Consider the following 17,338-nt stretch of genomic DNA (forward strand, 5'->3'; position numbering starts at 1 on the left):
GGTCACGTCTCGTCTCCTGAACGCGGCGGGGCGAGATGGCACGCGAGCGCCTCGATCACCTCGTCGACCATGGTTTCCTGCGGAACGTCGCGCGACGTCACGGTGACGTCGGCCAGGGCATAGACCGGATAGCGCTGGTCGATCAGCCGCGCCAGCGTGGCTTCCGGGTCGGCGGTCTTCAGCAGCGGCCGGTCGTCGCGCCGGCGCACCCGGCGCAGCAGCACGTCGAGCTCGGCCTTCAGCCACACGGCGACGCCGTGGCGGGCGACCGCCGAGCGGGTGTCCTCGCTCATGAAGGCGCCGCCGCCGGTGGCGAGCACCATCGGGCCGCTCTCGATGAGCCGGGCGATGACCTTCTTCTCGCCGTCGCGGAAGGCGGGCTCGCCGTGATGCTCGAAGATCTCCGGGATCGTCATGCCCGCCGCCTGCTCGATTTCGGTGTCGGCATCGGCGAAGGGCAAGGCGAGGCGCCGGGCGAGGCGCTTGCCGACCGAGGACTTGCCGGCGCCCATCATGCCGACGAGCACGATGGAGCGCGTGCCCAGAAGCTCACGCAGCGCCGACGCCCTCTCGTCCTGCTCGATCTCGGCCGTCATGGTCTCCGCCGTCATGATTTCCCCCGCCGGGGCACATGCTCGCTCATCGCAGGGCGGACTATCATCCGCGACGTGGAGACGCAATGTAATGCCGCTCCGGCCGTCCGGCACGGCGGGCTTGCTTCCGCCCGGACGGCGAAAGGCGGTAAGATCGCAACAATTCCGACGTTCGAATCGCGCAGGGCCTGCCTCTCCATGCCGAGCCTCATCCGTCTTCTCATCGTTCTCGGCGTGCTCGGCGGCATCGGCTACGGCACGCTGTGGGCCTTCGCCAATCTCGTGCAGCCGCAGACGCGCGAGATGAGCATCGCCGTGCCGCCCGACCGGTTCGCCAAATGAGCGCGGGGAACGCGGCGCGGCTGTTCCTCGACATGATGGCCGCCGAGCGCGGGGCGAGCGCCAACACGCTCGGCGCCTATGGGCGCGACCTCGACGACTATGAGGGCTTTCTCCTAACCCAGGGGGTCGGCGCCGGCGAGGCGCAGACCTCCCATATCCGCGCCTATCTCGCGGAATTGTCGGGCCGGGGGCTCGCCAGCGCCAGCGTGGCGCGCCGGCTGTCGGCGGTGCGGCAGTTCCACCGCTTCCTCTATGTCGAGAATTATCGCGGCGACGATCCGGCGGCGGTGCTGGAAGGCCCGCGCCGGGGCCGGCCGCTGCCCAAGGTGCTGACGCTCGACGAGGTGACGCGGCTGATCGAGACCGCCCATGCCCGCGCGGCCGAGCCGTTGCCGGGCCTCGGCGAACAGGCGCGGCGGGCGCGCACCGCCTGCTTCGTCGAGCTGCTCTACGCGACGGGGCTGCGCGTGTCCGAGCTGGCGGCGCTGCCGGCCTCGGCGGCGAATGCGAAGGGCGACGCCATCATCGTGCGCGGCAAGGGCAACAAGGAGCGCCTCGTGCCGCTCGGCGAGGCGGCGAAGGGGGCGATGCGCGTCTGGCGCGCCGCGCTGGAGCGGCTCGCGGCGGAGCGGGCGGCCAAGGCGGGCGCGAAGGCGAAGGGCGCGGCGAAGGAGGAGGCGGCGGGGCGCTGGCTGTTTCCCTCGGGCGCGGCAAGCGGCCACATCACCCGCCAGCAGGTGGCGCTCGACCTGAAGGAGCTCGCGCTCGCCGCCGGGCTCGACCCCGGCAAGCTGTCGCCGCACGTGCTGCGCCATGCCTTCGCCAGCCATCTGCTGGCGCACGGGGCGGACCTGCGCATCGTGCAGACGCTGCTCGGCCACAGCGACATCTCGACCACGCAGATCTACACCCATGTGCTCGACGAGCGGCTGAAAAGCCTCGTGCGCGACCTTCATCCCCTGAGCGATGCGGGCGGCGACTGAACCTATTCGCCAGCTTGCCTTGACGTCGCCACCCTGTCGGGGCAGCTTCCGCGCGTCCTCGCGGGCCGCCCGTCCGGGTCGGCCTTCCCTCCTGAGAGCCGGTTCACCGTTTCCGATGCGCAGCTACCTCGACTTTGAAAAGCCCGTGGCCGAACTCGAGGCCAAGCTGGAAGAATTGCGTGCCATGGCCGCGCAGGGCGACGCGGTTGCCATCGGCGACGACATCACGCGCCTGGAAGGCAAGGCGCGGGAGGCGCTGGTCCAGCTCTATTCCAACCTCTCGCCCTGGCAGAAGACGCAGGTGGCGCGCCATCCGCTGCGCCCGCACTTCACCGATTACGCCCGCACGCTGTTCGAGGAATTCGACCCGCTGGCGGGCGACCGCAAGTTCGGCGACGACCACGCCATCCTCGGCGGCTTCGCGCGCTTTCGCGGGCGTCCCGTCTGCCTGATCGGGCAGGAGAAGGGCTCGACCACCGAGACCCGCATCAAGCACAATTTCGGCATGGCCCGCCCCGAGGGCTACCGCAAGGCGGCGCGGCTGATGGAGCTGGCCGACCGCTTCGCGCTGCCGGTGATCTCGCTTGTCGACACCGCCGGCGCCTTTCCCGGCCTCGACGCGGAGGAGCGCGGGCAGGCCGAGGCGATCGCCCGCTCGACCGATGCGTGCCTCTCGCTCGGCGCCCCGAACGTCGCCGTGGTCATCGGCGAGGGCGGTTCCGGCGGCGCCATCGCCATCGCCACGGCGAACCGGGTGCTGATGCTCGAGCACTCCATCTACAGCGTGATCTCGCCGGAAGGCGCGGCCTCGATCCTGTGGCGCGACACCGCCAAGGCGCAGGAAGCGGCGGTCAACATGAAGATCACCGCGCAGGACCTGCTGCGCTTCCACATCATCGATTCGGTGATTCCCGAGCCGGCGGGCGGCGCGCATCGCGACCCGCAGGCGGCGATCACCGCAACCGGCGACGCCATCGAGGCGGCGCTGGGCGAGCTGGAGGGGCTGGACGCGGCGGCGCTGCGTCGGGCGCGCCGGGAAAAGTTCCTCGCCATCGGGCGGAACCTGTAAGGGCGCCGTTTACGACGCCGGCGGTAATTCCGGTATCGGGGGGCGGGATTGCGATCCGTCCCGGTCGGCGTATAACGCTTTAGCATCGGAACCGCCTTCGGGCGGGTGCTGTTGGGGAGTCTCGGGGTGAGGGTTCCAGTGTTTTCGAGCCTCCTGCGCCACGGGCGCAACCGGAGGCCCGGCACCGGGTGGCGCGCTGCCCTGCTCGCGGGAAGCGCGGCGCTGATCCTTGCCGGCTGCAACGCCAATGACGGCCCCTCGCCGATGTCCAAGGCGAGCAGGACTCTCTCGCCGCAGACGCTCGCCCTTCTCCAGGAGAAGGGCATGGCGAAGACCAGCCCCATCGTGGTGCGTATCTTCAAGGAAGAATCCGAGCTGGAGGTCTGGAAGCAGACGACCAGCGGTGGCTACGCGCTGCTGAAGACCTATCCGATCTGCCGCTGGTCCGGTGAATTGGGGCCGAAGGTGAAGGAAGGCGACCGGCAGGCGCCGGAAGGCTTCTACACCGTCACCCCCGGCCAGATGAATCCGAACTCGCAGTATTATCTGTCCTTCGATCTCGGCTATCCCAACGCCTTCGACCGCTCGCTCGGCCGTACCGGCGCCAATCTGATGGTGCATGGCGACTGCACCTCGCGCGGCTGCTACGCCATGACCGACGAGCAGGTGCAGGAGGTCTTCGCGCTCGGCCGCGAGAGCTTCATGGGAGGACAGCGCTCCTTCCAGGTGCAGGCCTATCCGTTCCGCATGACCACCGCGAATCTGGTGCGCCACCGCAACAACCCGAACCTCGCCTTCTGGAAGATGCTGAAGGAAGGCAGCGACGTGTTCGAGCTGACCAAGGCGCCGCCGAAGGTCGATTTCTGCGGCAAGCGCTACGTCTTCAACGCGACCCCCGCCGACCCGAGCCAGCGCTTCCAGGCCGCGGCCGCGTGCCCCGAATACACCCAGCCGGGCGGGCTGGGCGAAGCGGTCGCCATGCGCCAGCGCGAGGTCAGCACCCGCATCGCCAGCGCCGGCGCGCAGCCTTCCGCGCCGGTCAAGACCGGCAAGGACGGCGGGATGCACAAGGTGTTCCTCGCCAAGCTGGAAAACCCCGAGCTTTCCGCGCCAGGTTCGCTGCCGGCGGTGGTGAAGCCGCCGGGAAGCGACTACGGCGTCGCCACCAACGAGCCGGCGCCGGCCGAGAGCATCGCGCTCGCCAATGCCGACGCGGTGCCGCAGGCGGCCAACGTGCCGCTGCCGACGCCGCGTCCCACCGATGCGCCGGGCGCGGCGGCCACGCAGGTGGCGGCGGCGCCGCCAGCCGCGAGTGGCGGTCTGTTCAGCTTCTTCTCGCCCTCATCCCCGGCCGCCGCACCCGCGCCGGCCGCCACCAGCACTGAGGCAGCCACGGCTGCGACGACGGGGGCCGCCGCCACGTCCGCACCCGCAAGCGCTCCCGCTCCCGCGCCGACGCGTGTCGCCTCGGTCGATTCCGGCAGCATGGGATTCCTCAGCGGGCTCAAGAACTGGTTCGGCGGCAGCCCAGAGCCGGCGCCCGCTCCGGCGACGGAAGCGGCCGCGGCTCCGGCCGATGTTCCGGTGCCGCCGGCCAAGCCTTCCGCGCAGCGCCAGACGGCGGGCGGGCCGCAGGCGTCGTCCGCGACGTCCACCGGCCGCCGGACCAATTCGGCTTCGTCGGCTCCTGCCGCGCCGCCGCAGGCTGCCTCGACGTCGGTCGTGCCGCGCCCGACCCATCCGGGCTATGGCGACACCTCCAGCACTGCCGCCGCGACCTCGGCCACGGCGCCGGCCCAGACGGGTTCGACGGGCGCCCCGGCGCTGCGCCCCTCGGTGGCGGCATCCAGCAGCGAGGCGCTCTACGGGACGCAGGCGCTGCCCGGCGCCAACATTCTGACGCCCGGCAGCTTCTCGTCGGTGCAGTAGGCGCGTTCGCGGAGCGCGCGGTTTTCTAGGAAATGGCGGTCGAATGGGCGCTGGCGACCCGCCAGCCCGTCGGCTCGCGCCGCCACAGGCGCGAGAAGCGCAGCGCGACGGTGAAGGCCTCCCCGGCCGCGCGGCCGGCGGCATCGGCCCTGAGCACCGCCAGCACCAGCCCGGGCGCCAGCGCGCGCAGCCGGTAGTCGGAAAAGCGCAGCGTGTCGAGCGTGAGGGCGCCGCTGCGGTGCAGCTCCAGATCGTCCGCCTTGGAGAGGAAGCGCCCGGTCTGGTCGACGAAGATCAGATCGTCGGCCAGCAGGGCGTCGAGCGCCGCCACGTCGCCATGAAGGGCGGCATCCCGCAGGCGCCGCTCGGCCGCCTCGACGCCGGCGAGATCACCCGCCGGGTCTTCGGCCGCCGAGGCGGCCTCGCTCATACGAACTTGCCGTGGCAGTGCTTGTATTTGAGGCCCGAGCCGCAGGGACAGGGCTCGTTGCGCCCGACCCGGCCCCAGGTCGCCGGATCGTTGGGATCACGGTTGGGCGCGCCGGCATCGGCGTCCGGCGCCAGCGTCGCCTCGGCGGCGATCTCGGCGTCGGCATAGGCGAACTCGTCGTCGCCGGTGAGGGCGTCGACGTGGTGGGCGCTCATCTCCGGCAGCGGTTCGGTCGGCGGGGCGGTCATCACCTCGACGCGCATGAGCTGGGCGGTCACCGCCTCGCGCAGGTTCGAGAGCATGGCCTCGAAGAGCTGGAACGCCTCGGACTTGTACTCGTTCAGCGGGTCGCGCTGGGCATAGCCGCGCAGGCCGATGACCTGGCGCAGGTGATCCAGCGTGACGAGGTGCTCGCGCCAGAGATGATCGAGCGTCTGCAGCAGGATCGACTTCTCGACATAGCGCATGATCTCCGGGCCGTATTTGGCGACCTTGGAGGCCATGAACTCATCGGCGCGCTGCTGGACGCGCTCGCGCATCTCCTCGTCGGCGATGCCCTCCTCGGCCGCCCATTCCTTGACCGGCAGGTCGAGGCCGAGAGCGCGGTTCAGCTCCTCGCCGAGCCCTTCCGTATCCCACTGCTCAGGATAGGCGTTCGGCGGAACGTGCTTGGTCACGATGTCCTCAATGACGCCGTGGCGCATCTCGACGACCGTGTCGGCGACGTCCTCGTCCTGCATCAGCTCGACGCGCTGCTCGAACACGACCTTGCGCTGGTCGTTCATCACGTCGTCGTATTTCAGCAGGTTCTTGCGGATGTCGTAGTTGCGGGCCTCGACCTTCTGCTGCGCCTTCTCCAGCGCGCGGTTGATCCAGGGATGGACGATCGCCTCGCCCTCCTTGAGGCCGAGCTTCTGCAGCATGCCGTCGAGCCGGTCCGACCCGAAGATGCGCATCAGGTCGTCTTCCAGCGACAGGAAGAACTTGGAGTGGCCGGGGTCGCCCTGACGGCCGGAGCGGCCGCGCAGCTGGTTGTCGATGCGCCGGCTCTCGTGGCGCTCGGTGCCGAGCACGAACAGGCCGCCGGCGGCGAGCGCCTTCTGCTTGAGGGCGGCGACCTCCTCGCGGATGCGGGCCTCGGCGGCGGCGCGCTGCTCGCCCTCGGGCATGTCGGCGAGCTCGTGCTGGATGCGCATCTCGGCGTTGCCGCCGAGCTGGATGTCGGTGCCTCGGCCGGCCATGTTGGTGGCGATGGTAATGGCGCCGGGAACGCCGGCCTGCGCCACGATGTAGGATTCCTGCTCGTGGTGGCGGGCGTTGAGCACCGCGAAGACCTTCTCGTCGGCCTTGCCCTGGTCGCCGTCATAGAGGGCGCGGAAGGCGTCCGGGTCGGAGAAGTCCTTCTGCTTGAAGCCGCGCTTCTTCAACAGCTCGGCGAGCAGCTCGGACTTCTCGATCGAGGTGGTGCCGACGAGGACCGGCTGGCCGCTCGTCTTGCACTCGGCGATGAGGTCGATGATGGCGTCGTACTTCTCGCCGGCGGTGCGGTAGACCTCGTCGTCGTCGTCGATGCGCTGGACGGGCAGGTTGGTCGGGATCTCGACCACCTCGAGATTGTAGATGTCCTGGAACTCGGCCGCCTCGGTGTTCGCCGTGCCGGTCATGCCGGCCAGCTTCTCGTACATGCGGAAATAGTTCTGGAAGGTGATGGAGGCCAGTGTCTGGTTTTCCGGCTGGACCTGCACCCGCTCCTTCGCCTCCAGCGCCTGATGGAGGCCTTCCGAGTAACGGCGGCCCGGCATCATGCGGCCGGTGAACTCATCGATGATGACGACCTCGCCGTTGCGCACGATGTAGTCCTTGTCGCGCTGGAACAGCGTGTGGGCGCGCAGGGCCTGGTTGACGTGGTGGACGACCGAGACGTTCTCGACGTCGTAGAGGCTGTCGCCCTTCAGCAGGCCGGCGTCGCGCAGCAGGGTCTCGATCTTCTCCATGCCGGCTTCGGTCATGGCGACGGAGCGCTGCTTCTCGTCGACCTCGTAATCTTCCTTCGACAGCTTGGGGATGTAGGTGTCGATGGTGTTGTAGAAGTCCGAGCGGTCGTCGAGCGGGCCGGAGATGATGAGCGGGGTGCGCGCCTCGTCGACCAGAATCGAGTCGACCTCGTCGACCACGGCGTAGAAGTGCGGGCGCTGGACCATCTGGTTCAGCTCGTACTTCATGTTGTCGCGCAGATAGTCGAAGCCGAGCTCGTTGTTGGTGGCGTAGGTGACGTCGCAGGCATAGGCGGCGCGGCGCTCGTCGTCGTCCATGCCGTGATGGATGATGCCGACCGTCAGGCCGAGGAAGCGGTAGACGCGGCCCATCCACTCGGCGTCGCGCTTGGCGAGGTAGTCGTTCACGGTGACGACGTGCACGCCCTTGCCGGTCAGCGCGTTGAGATAGACGGGGGAGGTCGCCACCAGCGTCTTGCCTTCGCCGGTGCGCATCTCGGCGATGCCGCGCTCGTGCAGCACCATGCCGCCGATGAGCTGGACGTCGAAATGGCGCTGGCCGAGGGCGCGCCGGGAGGCCTCGCGCACGGTGGCGAAGGCCGGGACGAGCAGGTCGTCGAGGGTGGCGCCGTTGGCGAGCTGCTCGCGGAAGGCGAGCGTGCGCGCACGCAGCTCCTCGTCGGAGAGCGCCCTCAGCTCCGGTTCGAGCGCGTTGATGGCCGCCACCTTGGGCTGGTAGCCGCGCACGCGGCGATCATTGGCCGATCCGAAGAGCTTTCGCGCGAGAGCGCCGAACATGAGACTTCCAATCCGTGTCCGCCAGGATCAGTTGTCGGACGGGCGGTGACGGGCCGCCGCGTCCTCCTGTGCAAGCCGCTGACGCGAGCGCGCGGGCCGAAAGCCTCATCGAGACGCCATTTGCGGCCGAAATGGGTCTTCAGGGCCGGACGGCCGCGAACGGCTTGCGGGTTCTTGCGTCACATAAATGCGAGCGCCGGGGAGGGCTCGCACCGCGTGCCACACTTATGAACGGGTTTGGGGGTTGTCAATCGCGGGCCGGACGACAGTTTTGCCCGCAGGCAAGGCGTCGCGCCGGTTGTCGCCATCGCCGCCGCCGCGCCGAATTATGTGGCGTCGGTGTTCATACCCGCTTGCAACCCGGCCCCGGCTGGGCCAGCTTTCGCCGCCTATTCGCGGACAACCGCAACTTGAGGAACGCTCCCATGACCCGTCATCGCCCGCACGCCGCGCTCAAGGCGTCTCTTCGCCCCGCCGCCGGCATCGTGCGCGCCGGACTTCTCGCCGCCCTCCTCGGCACGGCTCTCGTTCCCGCCCTGCCGGCGCTGGCGCAGGACGCCCCGGCGGCCAAGACGGCGCAGGGCGACGACCCGGTGCTGGCCACCGTCAACGGCGCGGAAATCCGCCGCAGCGACGTCGCCGCGGCCGCCGAGGAGCTGGGGCCGAACCTGCCGCCGCAGCTGCAGGGCCCGGCCCGCGAGGAATATGTGCTCGGCTTCCTGATCGACCTCACCGCGATGGCGCAGGCCGCCGAGGCCGACAAGCTCGACCAGACGCCCGCCTTCAAGCGCGAGCTGGACTTCATCCGCAAGCGCGTGCTGATGCAGGCGGCGCTGGAGAAGGCGACCAAGGCCGCGATGACCGACGCGGCGCTGATGCAGACCTATGAGGAGGCGGTGAAGCAGCAGAAGCCGGAGGAGGAGGTGCGCGCCCGCCACATCCTGTTCCGCGCCGACCCGGACAACAAGGAAGCCGCCGCCGCGGCCGAGAAGAAGGCCAAGGACGTCGAGGCGCGGCTGAAGAAGGGCGAGGACTTCGCCAAGCTCGCCAGCGAGCTGACCGAGGACCCCTCGGGCAAGCAGGACGGCGGCGATCTCGGCTTCTTCACCAAGGAGCAGATGGTGCCGGAATTCGCCACGGCCGCCTTCGCGATGAAGCCGGGCGAGGTGTCGCAGCCGGTGAAGACGCAGTTCGGCTGGCACGTCATCAAGCTGGAGGAGAAGCGCGAGAAGCCCGTGCCGACCTTCGACGAGGTGAAGCCGCAGATCGAGCAGTTCCTCGCCCAGAAGGCGCAGGCCGACACGGTGCAGAAGATCCGCGAGGCCGCCAAGGTCGAGAAGACCGACGCCGCGCCGAAGGTTCCCGCCGCCGACGCTCCCGCCGCCCCGGACGCTGCCAAGCCCGCGCAGTGATTGCGCGGGTTCCGTACCTATCAGATGGCAATGGCCGGGTTCGTCCCGGCCATTTTCATGTGAGGGCCCAGCCGGGGCGCACCACGCCCCGCGCGATCTGCCGGGCGGCGTGGGCGATGGCGGCGGGATCGTCGTCGATGCGGCCGGTGAGCAGCCGGCTCCAGGCATAGCCCGAGATGATGTCGATCACGGCATCGAGATCGATGTCGTCCGCCAGCTCCCCGCGCCGCGCCGCGCGCTCGAAGGCGCCGGCGATATGGTGCCGCCGCTCGGCCATGAAGCCGTTCAGCGCCGCCATGGCGGCGGGATCGGACTGCGCCTCGGCGATGATCGAGCGGAAGGCGCCGCCGGCCGCCGTCTCGCGCCAGAACCGCCACAGGCCTCCGATCAGCGCGGCGAGGTCGGTCTCCAGCGCGCCGGTGTCGTCTTGATCGAGTTGGAGCTTCTGCCGGGCATAGACGTCCAGAAGCAGCGCCGCCTTGCTCGGCCACCAGCGATAGATGGTCGGCTTGCCCGCGCCCGCGCGCCGGGCGACCTGCTCGATGGAAAATCCGCCATAGCCGGCCTCCGCCAGCAGCGCCTCGGCGGCATCGAGGATCGCCTCGGACGAGGCCTTGCTGCGATGGGGCCCCGCCGATGCGCGGCGGGGCGGGGAGGCGCCGTCTGCGGGCGAGACGTCGGGAGGCGGGGTTTCGGCGGACATCGGACGGTTCCTTGGCCCGGGGCGGGCGCGTGGTTGCGCAGACTAGCGCCACCGATCCTGCTTGACAAAACGAAACGGGTCGTTTTATTTAACGGAACGTTCCGTTTCATTTTGTGAGGCAATCCCGATGTCCGCCACCCCGACAGCATCCGCTCAGGACAAACCTGCCGGCCGCTTCTCGCGTCATCGCTTCTGCATGGCGGTGATGCTCGGCGTCTATCCGCTCGTCACCGCGCTGCTCTATCTGGTGTTTCCGCTCACCGCCGGCTGGCCGCTGTTCCTCAAGACCGCGCTCATCGTGCCGCCGGTGGCGGCGACCATGGTGTGGGGACTGATCCCGGCCATCCATTCCCGGCTGCACCATTGGCTGCACCCGGTGCCGCGCGGCGGCGACGCTGGCGTTCACGACACAGTGTGACAGTCCTCGCTCGTGTATCCGCCTTGCGCTGCGGCCTGCCTTCGGGCACATCCGTTCGGCCCTTTCCCGCCGCAGAGTCCCCGCCGATGGCACACGCTTCTCCCGTCTCCCCCCTCGCGCCCAAGACCGTGCCGGATGTCGGCCCCGTCGCCGGGGTGCGCTTCGCCACCGCCGAGGCGGGCATCCGCTACAAGGGCCGCACCGACGTGCTGCTGCTGGCGCTCGACAAGGGCACCACGGTGGCCGGCGTGTTCACCAAGTCCAAGTGCCCTTCCGCGCCGGTGGAGTGGTGCCGCGACATCCTTTCCAAGGGCTCGGCGCGCGGGCTGGTGGTGAACTCCGGCAACGCCAATGCCTTTACCGGCGCCAAGGGCCGCGCGGCGACCGCGCTGACCGCGAAGATCGCCGCCAGGGCGCTGGATTGCCGCGAGGACGAGATCTACCTCGCCTCCACCGGCGTGATCGGCGAGCCGCTGGACGCGACGAAATATGAGGGCGTGCTGGACGCCACCGCCAAGCGCCTCGGCTCCCTGCCCTGGATCGACCCGGCGCGGGCGATCATGACCACCGACACCTTTCCCAAGCTGGCCACCGCCAAGGTAAAGATCGATGGCGTGACGGTGACCATCGCCGGCATCGCCAAGGGCGCGGGCATGATCGCGCCGGACATGGCGACCATGCTCTCCTTCGTCTTCACCGACGCCGCCATCGAGGCGCCGGCGCTGCAGGCGCTGCTCTCCAGGGGCGTCACCGACAGCTTCAACGCCGTGACCATCGACGGCGATACCTCGACCTCCGACACGCTGCTGCTGTTCGCGACCGGCGCCTCGGGCGCGCCGCGCATCGCCGACGCGAAGGACCCGCGCCTCATGCGCTTCCGCCGCGCCTTGCAGGGCGTGCTGGCGGATCTTGCCGAGCAGGTGGCGCGGGACGGCGAGGGCGCGCGCAAGCTGGTGCGCATCCACGTCTCCGGCGCGGTCTCCAAGCGCTCGGCGCGCAAGATCGCCATGGCGATCGCCAATTCGCCGCTGGTGAAGACGGCGGTGGCGGGCGAGGACGCCAACTGGGGTCGCGTGGTGATGGCGGTCGGCAAGGCGGGCGAGCCGGCCGAGCGCGACAAGCTCTCCATCGCCTTCGGGGCGATCCGCGTGGCGCATGAAGGCGCGCGCGACCCCTCCTATGACGAGGCGGAGGTCTCTGCCTACATGAAGAACGACGTGATCGACCTTTCCGTCGATCTCGGCCTCGGGCGCGGTGCCGACCGGGTGATGACCTGCGACCTCACCAAGGAATATGTCGCCATCAACGGCGACTACCGGTCCTGAGAACCGGAGTACCGTCATCCCCGGGCGCGGCCCGGGGATCCACGCCCTCATCGGCCATGACGGGTAGCGGGCCGGTTCTGGAGAGATATCGATGAAGCTCGTTCTCGTCGCCGCCTGCGCGCTCGTCGATGCGGACGGGCGGGTGCTGCTGACCGAGCGGCCCGCCGGCAAGTCGCTGGCCGGCCTGTGGGAATTTCCCGGCGGCAAGGTGGAGCCCGGCGAGCGGCCGGAGGAATGCCTGATCCGCGAGCTTTCCGAGGAGCTGGGCATCACGGTGAAGGAGCCCTGCCTCGCCCCACTCACCTTCGCCAGCCACACCTACGAGACCTTCCAGCTGCTGATGCCGCTGTGGATCTGCCGGCGCTGGGAAGGCCACGCCCATGGCCGCGAGGGCCAGCGCCTCGCCTGGGTGAAGGCGGGCGCGCTGCGCGACTACCCGATGCCGCCCGCCGACGAGCCGCTGATCCCGGTGCTGCTCGACCTGCTCGGGCCGGGGCGGTAGCCGCCTCGGAAGGTTGCTTGGAGGGCGCGGCCGGCGGCGCGGGAACATGTGGGAATCTCCCGGCTTGACGTATCTACCTACTAGAAGGTAGGTTCACGTCATGAGCCATGCTTCGACCACCGCCGATGAAATCCTGCTGTGCGCGCGCTCGCTGATCGTCGAGGGCGGGTATAACGGCTTCAGCTATGCCGACATCTCCAAGGTGGTCGGCATCCGCAACGCCAGCATTCACCATCATTTCCCCGGCAAGGCGGATCTGGTGCGCACGCTGGTGGCGCGCTATCGGCAGGAGGCCGAGACGGGGCTGGCGGAGCTGGACCGGCAGATCGCCGATCCGGCGGAGCGGCTGCGCGCCTATATCGGCTATTGGGAAGCCTGCATCGCCGATGCGAGCGCGCCCTTCTGCATCTGCGCCCTGCTGGCGAGCCAGCTTCCCGTCCTGCCCGAGCCGGTCGCCGTGGAGGTGCGTGCGCATTTCCGCATGCTGTCGGCGTGGCTGAGGGCGGTTCTGGAAGACGGAGCCGGGCAGGGCCGCTTGCGCCTTTCCGGCGCCGCCGACGCCGAGGCCGAACTGTTCATGGCGACGGTCCATGGCGCCATGCTGTCGGCCCGCGCCTATGGCGAGCCCGGCATGTTCGGCGCCGTCACCCGCCCCCTGCTGGAACGCCTGCTCGCCTGACCCGCCCATGATCCGGGCGAGGGCCGTCCTGCGTCCATCATGCCTACCAACTAGTAGATAGCTTCCCATTTCCTCCCTCCACCCAAAGGACAGACCCATGTTCGGAATCTCCCCCCTAGGCTGGGTGCACACGCTCGGCAGCCTGCCGGCCATCCCCGTCGCCTTCTACATGTTCGCCCGCTACGGCCGGATCGTGCCCCGTTCCACCGCCGGGGCGATCTATCTGGTGTCGATGCTGATCGGCGCCCTCACGGTGTTTCTGGTCACGCACGTGCCGGTCGGCAACGTCATCGGCGCGGTGACGATCGTGCTGCTGGTCGCCGGCTACGCGGTGGGGTGGGTGCCCGGCCTCGGGCGGGCGGGTCGCTATATCGAGACCGTCTGCCCGAGCCTGACGGCGTTCCTGCTGATGCTGCCCACCGTCACCGAGATCCTGCGGCGCGTGCCGGACGGCCATCCGCTGGTGACGGAACTCGACGCGCCGCTGCTTCTGGGCGCGCAGGGGAGCCTGCTGGCCGCGCTCGTCATCGGCCTCGGCGCGCAGATCGTCCATCTGCGCCGGTCGGCGGCGCGCATCCCGCTCTGACGGGCGGGGCTCTACTGCGCCTCGCCGTCGCCGCCCGGCAGGCGTCCCTCGGGCACCTTCAGCGCCTCGGCCAGCCGCATCTTGGCAGAGCCGGGGCGCAGCGGCTTCTGCTGGCTCTCATGCGGCGCCCAGCCGGACACCCAGGCGATCTCGAAAGTGGCGCGCAGGCGGCCGTCCGGGTCCGAGAACCGCTCGGCATAGACTTCGAACAGGCGCGCCAGCGTCCGGCGTAGCAGCGGCGCGCGTCGCCGGTCGGTGAGTGGGTTGGCGGCGCCCATGCGGCGCAGGTCGTTCAGCAGCGCGAGCGGGTTGCCATAGCGCACCACGACGCGGTCGACATCGGTGACCGGCAGGGCAAAGCCGGCGCGTTGCAGCAGGCCGCCGAGATCGCGCAGATCGGCGAAGGGGGCGACGCGCGGCGAGATGCCGCCCAGCGTGTCGCTCTCCGCGATGGCGAAGGCCTCGCGCAGCTCCTGGAGGGTACCGGAGCCGAGGAAGCCGGCGAGCAGCAGCCCGTCCGGCCGCAGCGCGCGGCGGATTTGCGCCAGCGCGCCGGGCAGATCGTTGACGGTCTGGAGGGCGAGGGCGGAGACCACGAGATCGAGGGATTGCGGGGCGAAGGGCAGGATCTCCGGGTCGACGACCGCGTCGACGTCGGCCCGTTCCGCCGGGCCGAAGGCGAAATAGCGGTCCACCATGCCCGCGCCGTCCAGAGCCGCGCGCAGCGCGTCGGTCGGCGTGCCAAGATCAGCCACGGTACCGAAACGGCGCTTCACCGCGCCGAGGCGGTCGAGAAGATCCTCCACCGCCCGGTCGAGCAGGAAGGTCTCCGGTCCCAGCGCGAGGGCGCGGCGGCGGCGGGCGGCCAGCGCGCGCGGATCGAAGACGTCGACGGGACCGGACATCGGGGCATGCTCCTCGGGGCGGGAAGGCATAGGACGCCCGCCGCGCGGGGTCAAAGGCGCGAGGCGCGGGCCCGGCACACATGGTAGGCTCCGCCCGATGGACAAGCCTTCCGAGCCTCCCTTCGAGCTGCCGCATGATTCCGTCCGGGAGGCGCCGCGCCCGGCCTTGCTGGCGCGGGCGTATGGCGCCGGGCGCCGGCTGGCGCGCGGGCTGGTGGATGTCGCGCTGCCGCCGGCCTGCATGGCCTGCCGCACGGCGGTGAACGAGCCGGGCTGCCTGTGCGCGGGTTGCTGGAGCCGGATGGGCTTCATCGAGCGGCCCTTCTGCGACCGGCTCGGGACGCCGCTGCCGCATGACGCGGGCGAGGGCGCGCCGCTCTCGCCGGCGGCGCTGGCCGATCCCCCGGCCTATGGCCGGGCACGCGCGGTGGCGGTGTTCGGCGATGTGGCGCGCGACCTGATCCACGCGCTGAAATATGCCGACCGGCTCGACGTCGCCGAGCCGATGGCGCGGATGATGGCGCGCGCCGGGGCGGACATCCTCGCGGAGGCCGACGCGCTGGTGCCGGTGCCGCTGCACGGATTCCGGCTCTGGCGGCGGCGCTTCAACCAGTCGGCGGCGCTGGCCCGGTTCGTCGGGAAGCGGACGGGGGTGCCGCTGCGCACCGGCTGGCTGGAGCGGCGGCGGGCGACCACGCCGCAGGTCGGGCTCGACCGGACGGCGCGGCTGCGGAACGTCGCCGGCGCCTTCGCCGTGCCGGAGGCGGCGCGGGCGGAGCTGCGGGGACGGCGCGTGGTGCTGGTGGACGACGTGTTCACCACCGGGGCGACCATCGACGCCTGCGTGAAGGCGCTCACCCGCGCGGGGGCGAAACGGGTGGACGTGCTGGTGTTCGCGCGGGTTGTTGACGGGCAGGGGGCGCCCATATCATAGGAGACCCCGGCGCCGGGGCCCGTCGAGCCTTGTGGCGGCCGGTTCGGAGAGGTCGGAAACGATGTCGCAGATCGAGATCTACACCACCTATACCTGCCCCTACTGCCATGCCGCCAAGGACCTGCTGGAGCGCAAGGGCGTCGAATTCTCCGAGATCAACGTGACCGGCGACCCCGTTGCCCGCTCGACCATGTCGAGCCGCGCCAACGGGCGCACCAGCGTGCCGCAGATCTTCATCGACGGCCGGCATATCGGCGGCTGCGACGACCTCTACGCGCTGGAGGAGGCCGGCGAGCTCGACACGCTGCTGAAGAGCTGAACGGACATTGCCGATGACCACCGCCGACACCGCCTCGCCGCACACGCCCGCGCTTCCCTCGGCTTCCGGCGCGCCGTTCCGCGCCGCGCTGGTGCAGATGCGCACCGCCAAGAGCGTCGATGCCAATGTCGAGGCCGCGTCCGCCTTCATCCGCGAGGCGGCGGCGCAGGGGGCGACCTACATCCAGACGCCGGAAATGACCGGCACGATGGAGGAGAACCGGCAGGCGCTGTTCGCCGTGCTCCACGCGGAGGAGACCGACCCGGCGCTGGCGGCGTTCCGCGCGCTGGCGGCGGAGCTGAAGGTGCATCTGCACATCGGCTCGCTGGCGGTGAAGGCGAGCGAGCATCGCGCCGCCAACCGCTCCTTCCTGCTGGCGCCGGACGGCTCCATCGCCGCGCGCTACGACAAGATCCACATGTTCGACGTCGACCTGCCGAACGGCGACGTCTACCGCGAATCGGCCGCCTACCGGCCGGGCGAGCTTGCCGTGGCGGCGGACCTGCCGTCGATCCGGCTGGGCTTCGCCATCTGCTACGACCTGCGCTTCCCGGCGCTGTTCCGCGCGCTCGCCGAGGCGGGGGCGGGGATGATCGCCGTGCCGGCGGCCTTCACCCAGTCGACCGGCGAGGCGCACTGGCACGTGCTGCTGCGCGCCCGGGCGATCGAAACCGGCTGCTTCGTGCTGGCGGCGGCACAGGGCGGCACGCATGAGAACGGGCGCAAGACCTTCGGCCACAGCCTGATCATCGATCCGTGGGGCGGCATCCTCGCCGAGGGCGGCACCGAGCCCGGCGTGATCATCGCCGAGATCGATCCGGCGAAGGTGGCGGCGGTGCGTGCGCGCATTCCCTCGCTGACCAACGGGCGGCGCTTCGAGATGGTGACGCCGGGCGAGGAGGGGCGGCTGCACCTGGTCTCCCCGGGAGGCGCGCCATGATCCTCTATCGCCTGCACTGCCCGAAGGACCACGAATTCGAGAGCTGGTTCCGCGATTCCGCCGCCTATGACGCGCAGCGCGAGCGGGGGCTGGTGACCTGCCCGGTCTGTGGCTCGCCGGATGTCGACAAGGCGATCATGGCTCCGGCGCTGGGGCGCGGCGCCCGCAAGGACGCGGTGGAGGTGGCCGAAGCGCCGCCGCCCGCCGCCGCGCCACAGCCGGTGGCGCTGATGTCCGACAAGGAGCAGCAGGTCCGCGCCATGCTGCGCGCCGTGCGCGAGCATGTGGAGGCCAATTCCGACTATGTAGGCGACGAATTCGCCAGCCTCGCCCGCCGGATGCACGAGGGCGAGGAGGAAAAGCGCGCCATTCGCGGCGAGGCCAGCCCCGACGAGGTGCGGGCGCTGATCGAGGACGAGATCGAGGTGCTGCCGCTGCCGGTGCTGCCGGACGAGCGAAACTGAAGCGGAGGGGGAC

Annotated in this window: 19 protein-coding genes; 14 read left to right on the forward strand and 5 right to left on the reverse strand. The window is 70.3% G+C overall.

The window, feature by feature from the left end; all coding sequences use genetic code 11:
• Positions 1 to 2 precede the first annotated feature (2 nt).
• Positions 3 to 596, reverse strand: coding sequence for a shikimate kinase (locus FO470_RS17750; protein WP_144344417.1), 594 nt, complete (start codon positions 594 to 596; stop codon positions 3 to 5).
• 195 nt (positions 597 to 791) lie between these two features.
• On the opposite strand from FO470_RS17750, the gene FO470_RS19575 reads away from it, so the two are divergent.
• The 4 genes from FO470_RS19575 (at position 792) to FO470_RS17765 (ending at position 4,916) form a co-directional block, all read left to right on the forward strand.
• Positions 792 to 935: a hypothetical protein gene (locus FO470_RS19575; RefSeq protein ID WP_186292011.1), complete on the forward strand. Its 144-nt coding sequence runs from the start codon at positions 792 to 794 to the stop codon at positions 933 to 935.
• Positions 932 to 1,918: a site-specific tyrosine recombinase XerD gene (locus tag FO470_RS17755; protein ID WP_144344313.1), complete on the forward strand. Its 987-nt coding sequence runs from the start codon at positions 932 to 934 to the stop codon at positions 1,916 to 1,918. Before FO470_RS19575 ends, FO470_RS17755 begins: the two co-directional genes overlap by 4 nt.
• Before the next feature lie 115 nt (positions 1,919 to 2,033).
• On the forward strand, positions 2,034 to 2,987 hold the full coding sequence (locus tag FO470_RS17760) for an acetyl-CoA carboxylase carboxyltransferase subunit alpha (protein WP_144344314.1): 954 nt from the start codon (positions 2,034 to 2,036) through the stop codon (positions 2,985 to 2,987).
• A 138-nt stretch (positions 2,988 to 3,125) separates the two neighbouring features.
• Positions 3,126 to 4,916: a L,D-transpeptidase family protein gene (locus tag FO470_RS17765; RefSeq protein WP_144344315.1), complete on the forward strand. Its 1,791-nt coding sequence runs from the start codon at positions 3,126 to 3,128 to the stop codon at positions 4,914 to 4,916.
• A 25-nt stretch (positions 4,917 to 4,941) separates the two neighbouring features.
• Here FO470_RS17765 and FO470_RS17770 read toward each other — a convergent pair whose 3' ends face one another.
• Both FO470_RS17770 and secA read right to left on the reverse strand, forming a co-directional pair.
• A complete protein-coding gene (locus FO470_RS17770; RefSeq protein WP_144344316.1) occupies positions 4,942 to 5,346 on the reverse strand; it encodes a nuclear transport factor 2 family protein in 405 nt (134 codons plus the stop codon).
• Positions 5,343 to 8,138 carry a preprotein translocase subunit SecA gene (gene secA / locus FO470_RS17775; protein ID WP_144344317.1) on the reverse strand — a complete coding sequence of 932 codons (2,796 nt, stop codon included), beginning with the start codon at positions 8,136 to 8,138 and terminating at the stop codon, positions 5,343 to 5,345. Before secA ends, FO470_RS17770 begins: the two co-directional genes overlap by 4 nt.
• A gap of 425 nt (positions 8,139 to 8,563) precedes the next feature.
• On the opposite strand from secA, the gene FO470_RS17780 reads away from it, so the two are divergent.
• Positions 8,564 to 9,550: a peptidylprolyl isomerase gene (locus FO470_RS17780; protein ID WP_144344318.1), complete on the forward strand. Its 987-nt coding sequence runs from the start codon at positions 8,564 to 8,566 to the stop codon at positions 9,548 to 9,550.
• Positions 9,551 to 9,605: 55 nt separating this feature from the next.
• Here the strand turns inward: FO470_RS17780 and FO470_RS17785 are convergent, their stop codons facing one another.
• Entirely contained in the window at positions 9,606 to 10,253 is a 648-nt protein-coding gene (locus tag FO470_RS17785; RefSeq protein WP_144344319.1) for a TetR/AcrR family transcriptional regulator, read from the reverse strand.
• A 127-nt stretch (positions 10,254 to 10,380) separates the two neighbouring features.
• Here FO470_RS17785 and FO470_RS17790 point away from each other — a divergent pair, with 127 nt between their 5' ends.
• The 5 genes from FO470_RS17790 to FO470_RS17810 all read left to right on the forward strand — a co-directional run bounded on the left by FO470_RS17790 (position 10,381) and on the right by FO470_RS17810 (position 13,763).
• The gene (locus FO470_RS17790) at positions 10,381 to 10,671 is read left to right on the forward strand and encodes a putative antibiotic biosynthesis monooxygenase (RefSeq protein WP_200837811.1); all 291 of its coding nucleotides are present in this window, start codon (positions 10,381 to 10,383) and stop codon (positions 10,669 to 10,671) included.
• A gap of 86 nt (positions 10,672 to 10,757) precedes the next feature.
• Positions 10,758 to 11,996 carry a bifunctional glutamate N-acetyltransferase/amino-acid acetyltransferase ArgJ gene (argJ, locus tag FO470_RS17795; RefSeq protein WP_144344320.1) on the forward strand — a complete coding sequence of 413 codons (1,239 nt, stop codon included), beginning with the start codon at positions 10,758 to 10,760 and terminating at the stop codon, positions 11,994 to 11,996.
• Positions 11,997 to 12,087: 91 nt separating this feature from the next.
• A complete protein-coding gene (mutT, locus tag FO470_RS17800; RefSeq protein WP_144344321.1) occupies positions 12,088 to 12,498 on the forward strand; it encodes an 8-oxo-dGTP diphosphatase MutT in 411 nt (136 codons plus the stop codon).
• Between the two features lie 100 nt (positions 12,499 to 12,598).
• On the forward strand, positions 12,599 to 13,177 hold the full coding sequence (locus tag FO470_RS17805; protein WP_144344322.1) for a TetR/AcrR family transcriptional regulator: 579 nt from the start codon (positions 12,599 to 12,601) through the stop codon (positions 13,175 to 13,177).
• A gap of 97 nt (positions 13,178 to 13,274) precedes the next feature.
• Positions 13,275 to 13,763 (forward strand): hypothetical protein, encoded by a 489-nt coding sequence (locus FO470_RS17810; RefSeq protein ID WP_144344323.1) that lies wholly within the window; start codon positions 13,275 to 13,277, stop codon positions 13,761 to 13,763.
• 11 nt (positions 13,764 to 13,774) lie between these two features.
• Here FO470_RS17810 and FO470_RS17815 read toward each other — a convergent pair whose 3' ends face one another.
• Positions 13,775 to 14,668, reverse strand: coding sequence for a methyltransferase domain-containing protein (locus FO470_RS17815; RefSeq protein WP_144344324.1), 894 nt, complete (start codon positions 14,666 to 14,668; stop codon positions 13,775 to 13,777).
• Positions 14,669 to 14,765: 97 nt separating this feature from the next.
• On the opposite strand from FO470_RS17815, the gene FO470_RS17820 reads away from it, so the two are divergent.
• From FO470_RS17820 to FO470_RS17835, 4 genes are all read left to right on the forward strand, one after another.
• Positions 14,766 to 15,602: a ComF family protein gene (locus FO470_RS17820; protein WP_144344325.1), complete on the forward strand. Its 837-nt coding sequence runs from the start codon at positions 14,766 to 14,768 to the stop codon at positions 15,600 to 15,602.
• 61 nt (positions 15,603 to 15,663) lie between these two features.
• Entirely contained in the window at positions 15,664 to 15,921 is a 258-nt protein-coding gene (grxC, locus tag FO470_RS17825; protein ID WP_144344326.1) for a glutaredoxin 3, read from the forward strand.
• A gap of 13 nt (positions 15,922 to 15,934) precedes the next feature.
• Positions 15,935 to 16,861 (forward strand): carbon-nitrogen hydrolase family protein, encoded by a 927-nt coding sequence (locus tag FO470_RS17830; RefSeq protein WP_144344327.1) that lies wholly within the window; start codon positions 15,935 to 15,937, stop codon positions 16,859 to 16,861.
• Positions 16,858 to 17,325 carry a DUF1178 family protein gene (locus FO470_RS17835; RefSeq protein WP_144344328.1) on the forward strand — a complete coding sequence of 156 codons (468 nt, stop codon included), beginning with the start codon at positions 16,858 to 16,860 and terminating at the stop codon, positions 17,323 to 17,325. Before FO470_RS17830 ends, FO470_RS17835 begins: the two co-directional genes overlap by 4 nt.
• Positions 17,326 to 17,338: the final 13 nt, after the last annotated feature.

The organism is Ancylobacter moscoviensis, from assembly GCF_007559435.1.
In the GTDB taxonomy this organism is placed as follows: Bacteria; Pseudomonadota; Alphaproteobacteria; order Rhizobiales; family Xanthobacteraceae; genus Ancylobacter; species Ancylobacter moscoviensis.

Excerpts from the sequence above, each read along its gene's own strand:
- FO470_RS17805 (WP_144344322.1), top strand. The coding sequence starts at position 12,599 with ATGAGCCATGCTTCGACCACCGCCGATGAAATCCTGCTGTGCGCGCGC.
- FO470_RS17790 (WP_200837811.1), top strand. The coding sequence starts at position 10,381 with ATGTCCGCCACCCCGACAGCATCCGCTCAGGACAAACCTGCCGGCCGC.
- FO470_RS17835 (WP_144344328.1), top strand. The coding sequence starts at position 16,858 with ATGATCCTCTATCGCCTGCACTGCCCGAAGGACCACGAATTCGAGAGC.
- argJ (WP_144344320.1), top strand. The coding sequence starts at position 10,758 with ATGGCACACGCTTCTCCCGTCTCCCCCCTCGCGCCCAAGACCGTGCCG.
- FO470_RS19575 (WP_186292011.1), top strand. The coding sequence starts at position 792 with ATGCCGAGCCTCATCCGTCTTCTCATCGTTCTCGGCGTGCTCGGCGGC.
- FO470_RS17760 (WP_144344314.1), top strand. The coding sequence starts at position 2,034 with ATGCGCAGCTACCTCGACTTTGAAAAGCCCGTGGCCGAACTCGAGGCC.
- FO470_RS17770 (WP_144344316.1), bottom strand. The coding sequence starts at position 5,346 with ATGAGCGAGGCCGCCTCGGCGGCCGAAGACCCGGCGGGTGATCTCGCC.
- secA (WP_144344317.1), bottom strand. The coding sequence starts at position 8,138 with ATGTTCGGCGCTCTCGCGCGAAAGCTCTTCGGATCGGCCAATGATCGC.
- FO470_RS17755 (WP_144344313.1), top strand. The coding sequence starts at position 932 with ATGAGCGCGGGGAACGCGGCGCGGCTGTTCCTCGACATGATGGCCGCC.
- FO470_RS17820 (WP_144344325.1), top strand. The coding sequence starts at position 14,766 with ATGGACAAGCCTTCCGAGCCTCCCTTCGAGCTGCCGCATGATTCCGTC.
- FO470_RS17780 (WP_144344318.1), top strand. The coding sequence starts at position 8,564 with ATGACCCGTCATCGCCCGCACGCCGCGCTCAAGGCGTCTCTTCGCCCC.
- FO470_RS17830 (WP_144344327.1), top strand. The coding sequence starts at position 15,935 with ATGACCACCGCCGACACCGCCTCGCCGCACACGCCCGCGCTTCCCTCG.
- grxC (WP_144344326.1), top strand. The coding sequence starts at position 15,664 with ATGTCGCAGATCGAGATCTACACCACCTATACCTGCCCCTACTGCCAT.
- FO470_RS17750 (WP_144344417.1), bottom strand. The coding sequence starts at position 596 with ATGACGGCCGAGATCGAGCAGGACGAGAGGGCGTCGGCGCTGCGTGAG.
- FO470_RS17815 (WP_144344324.1), bottom strand. The coding sequence starts at position 14,668 with ATGTCCGGTCCCGTCGACGTCTTCGATCCGCGCGCGCTGGCCGCCCGC.
- FO470_RS17810 (WP_144344323.1), top strand. The coding sequence starts at position 13,275 with ATGTTCGGAATCTCCCCCCTAGGCTGGGTGCACACGCTCGGCAGCCTG.
- mutT (WP_144344321.1), top strand. The coding sequence starts at position 12,088 with ATGAAGCTCGTTCTCGTCGCCGCCTGCGCGCTCGTCGATGCGGACGGG.
- FO470_RS17785 (WP_144344319.1), bottom strand. The coding sequence starts at position 10,253 with ATGTCCGCCGAAACCCCGCCTCCCGACGTCTCGCCCGCAGACGGCGCC.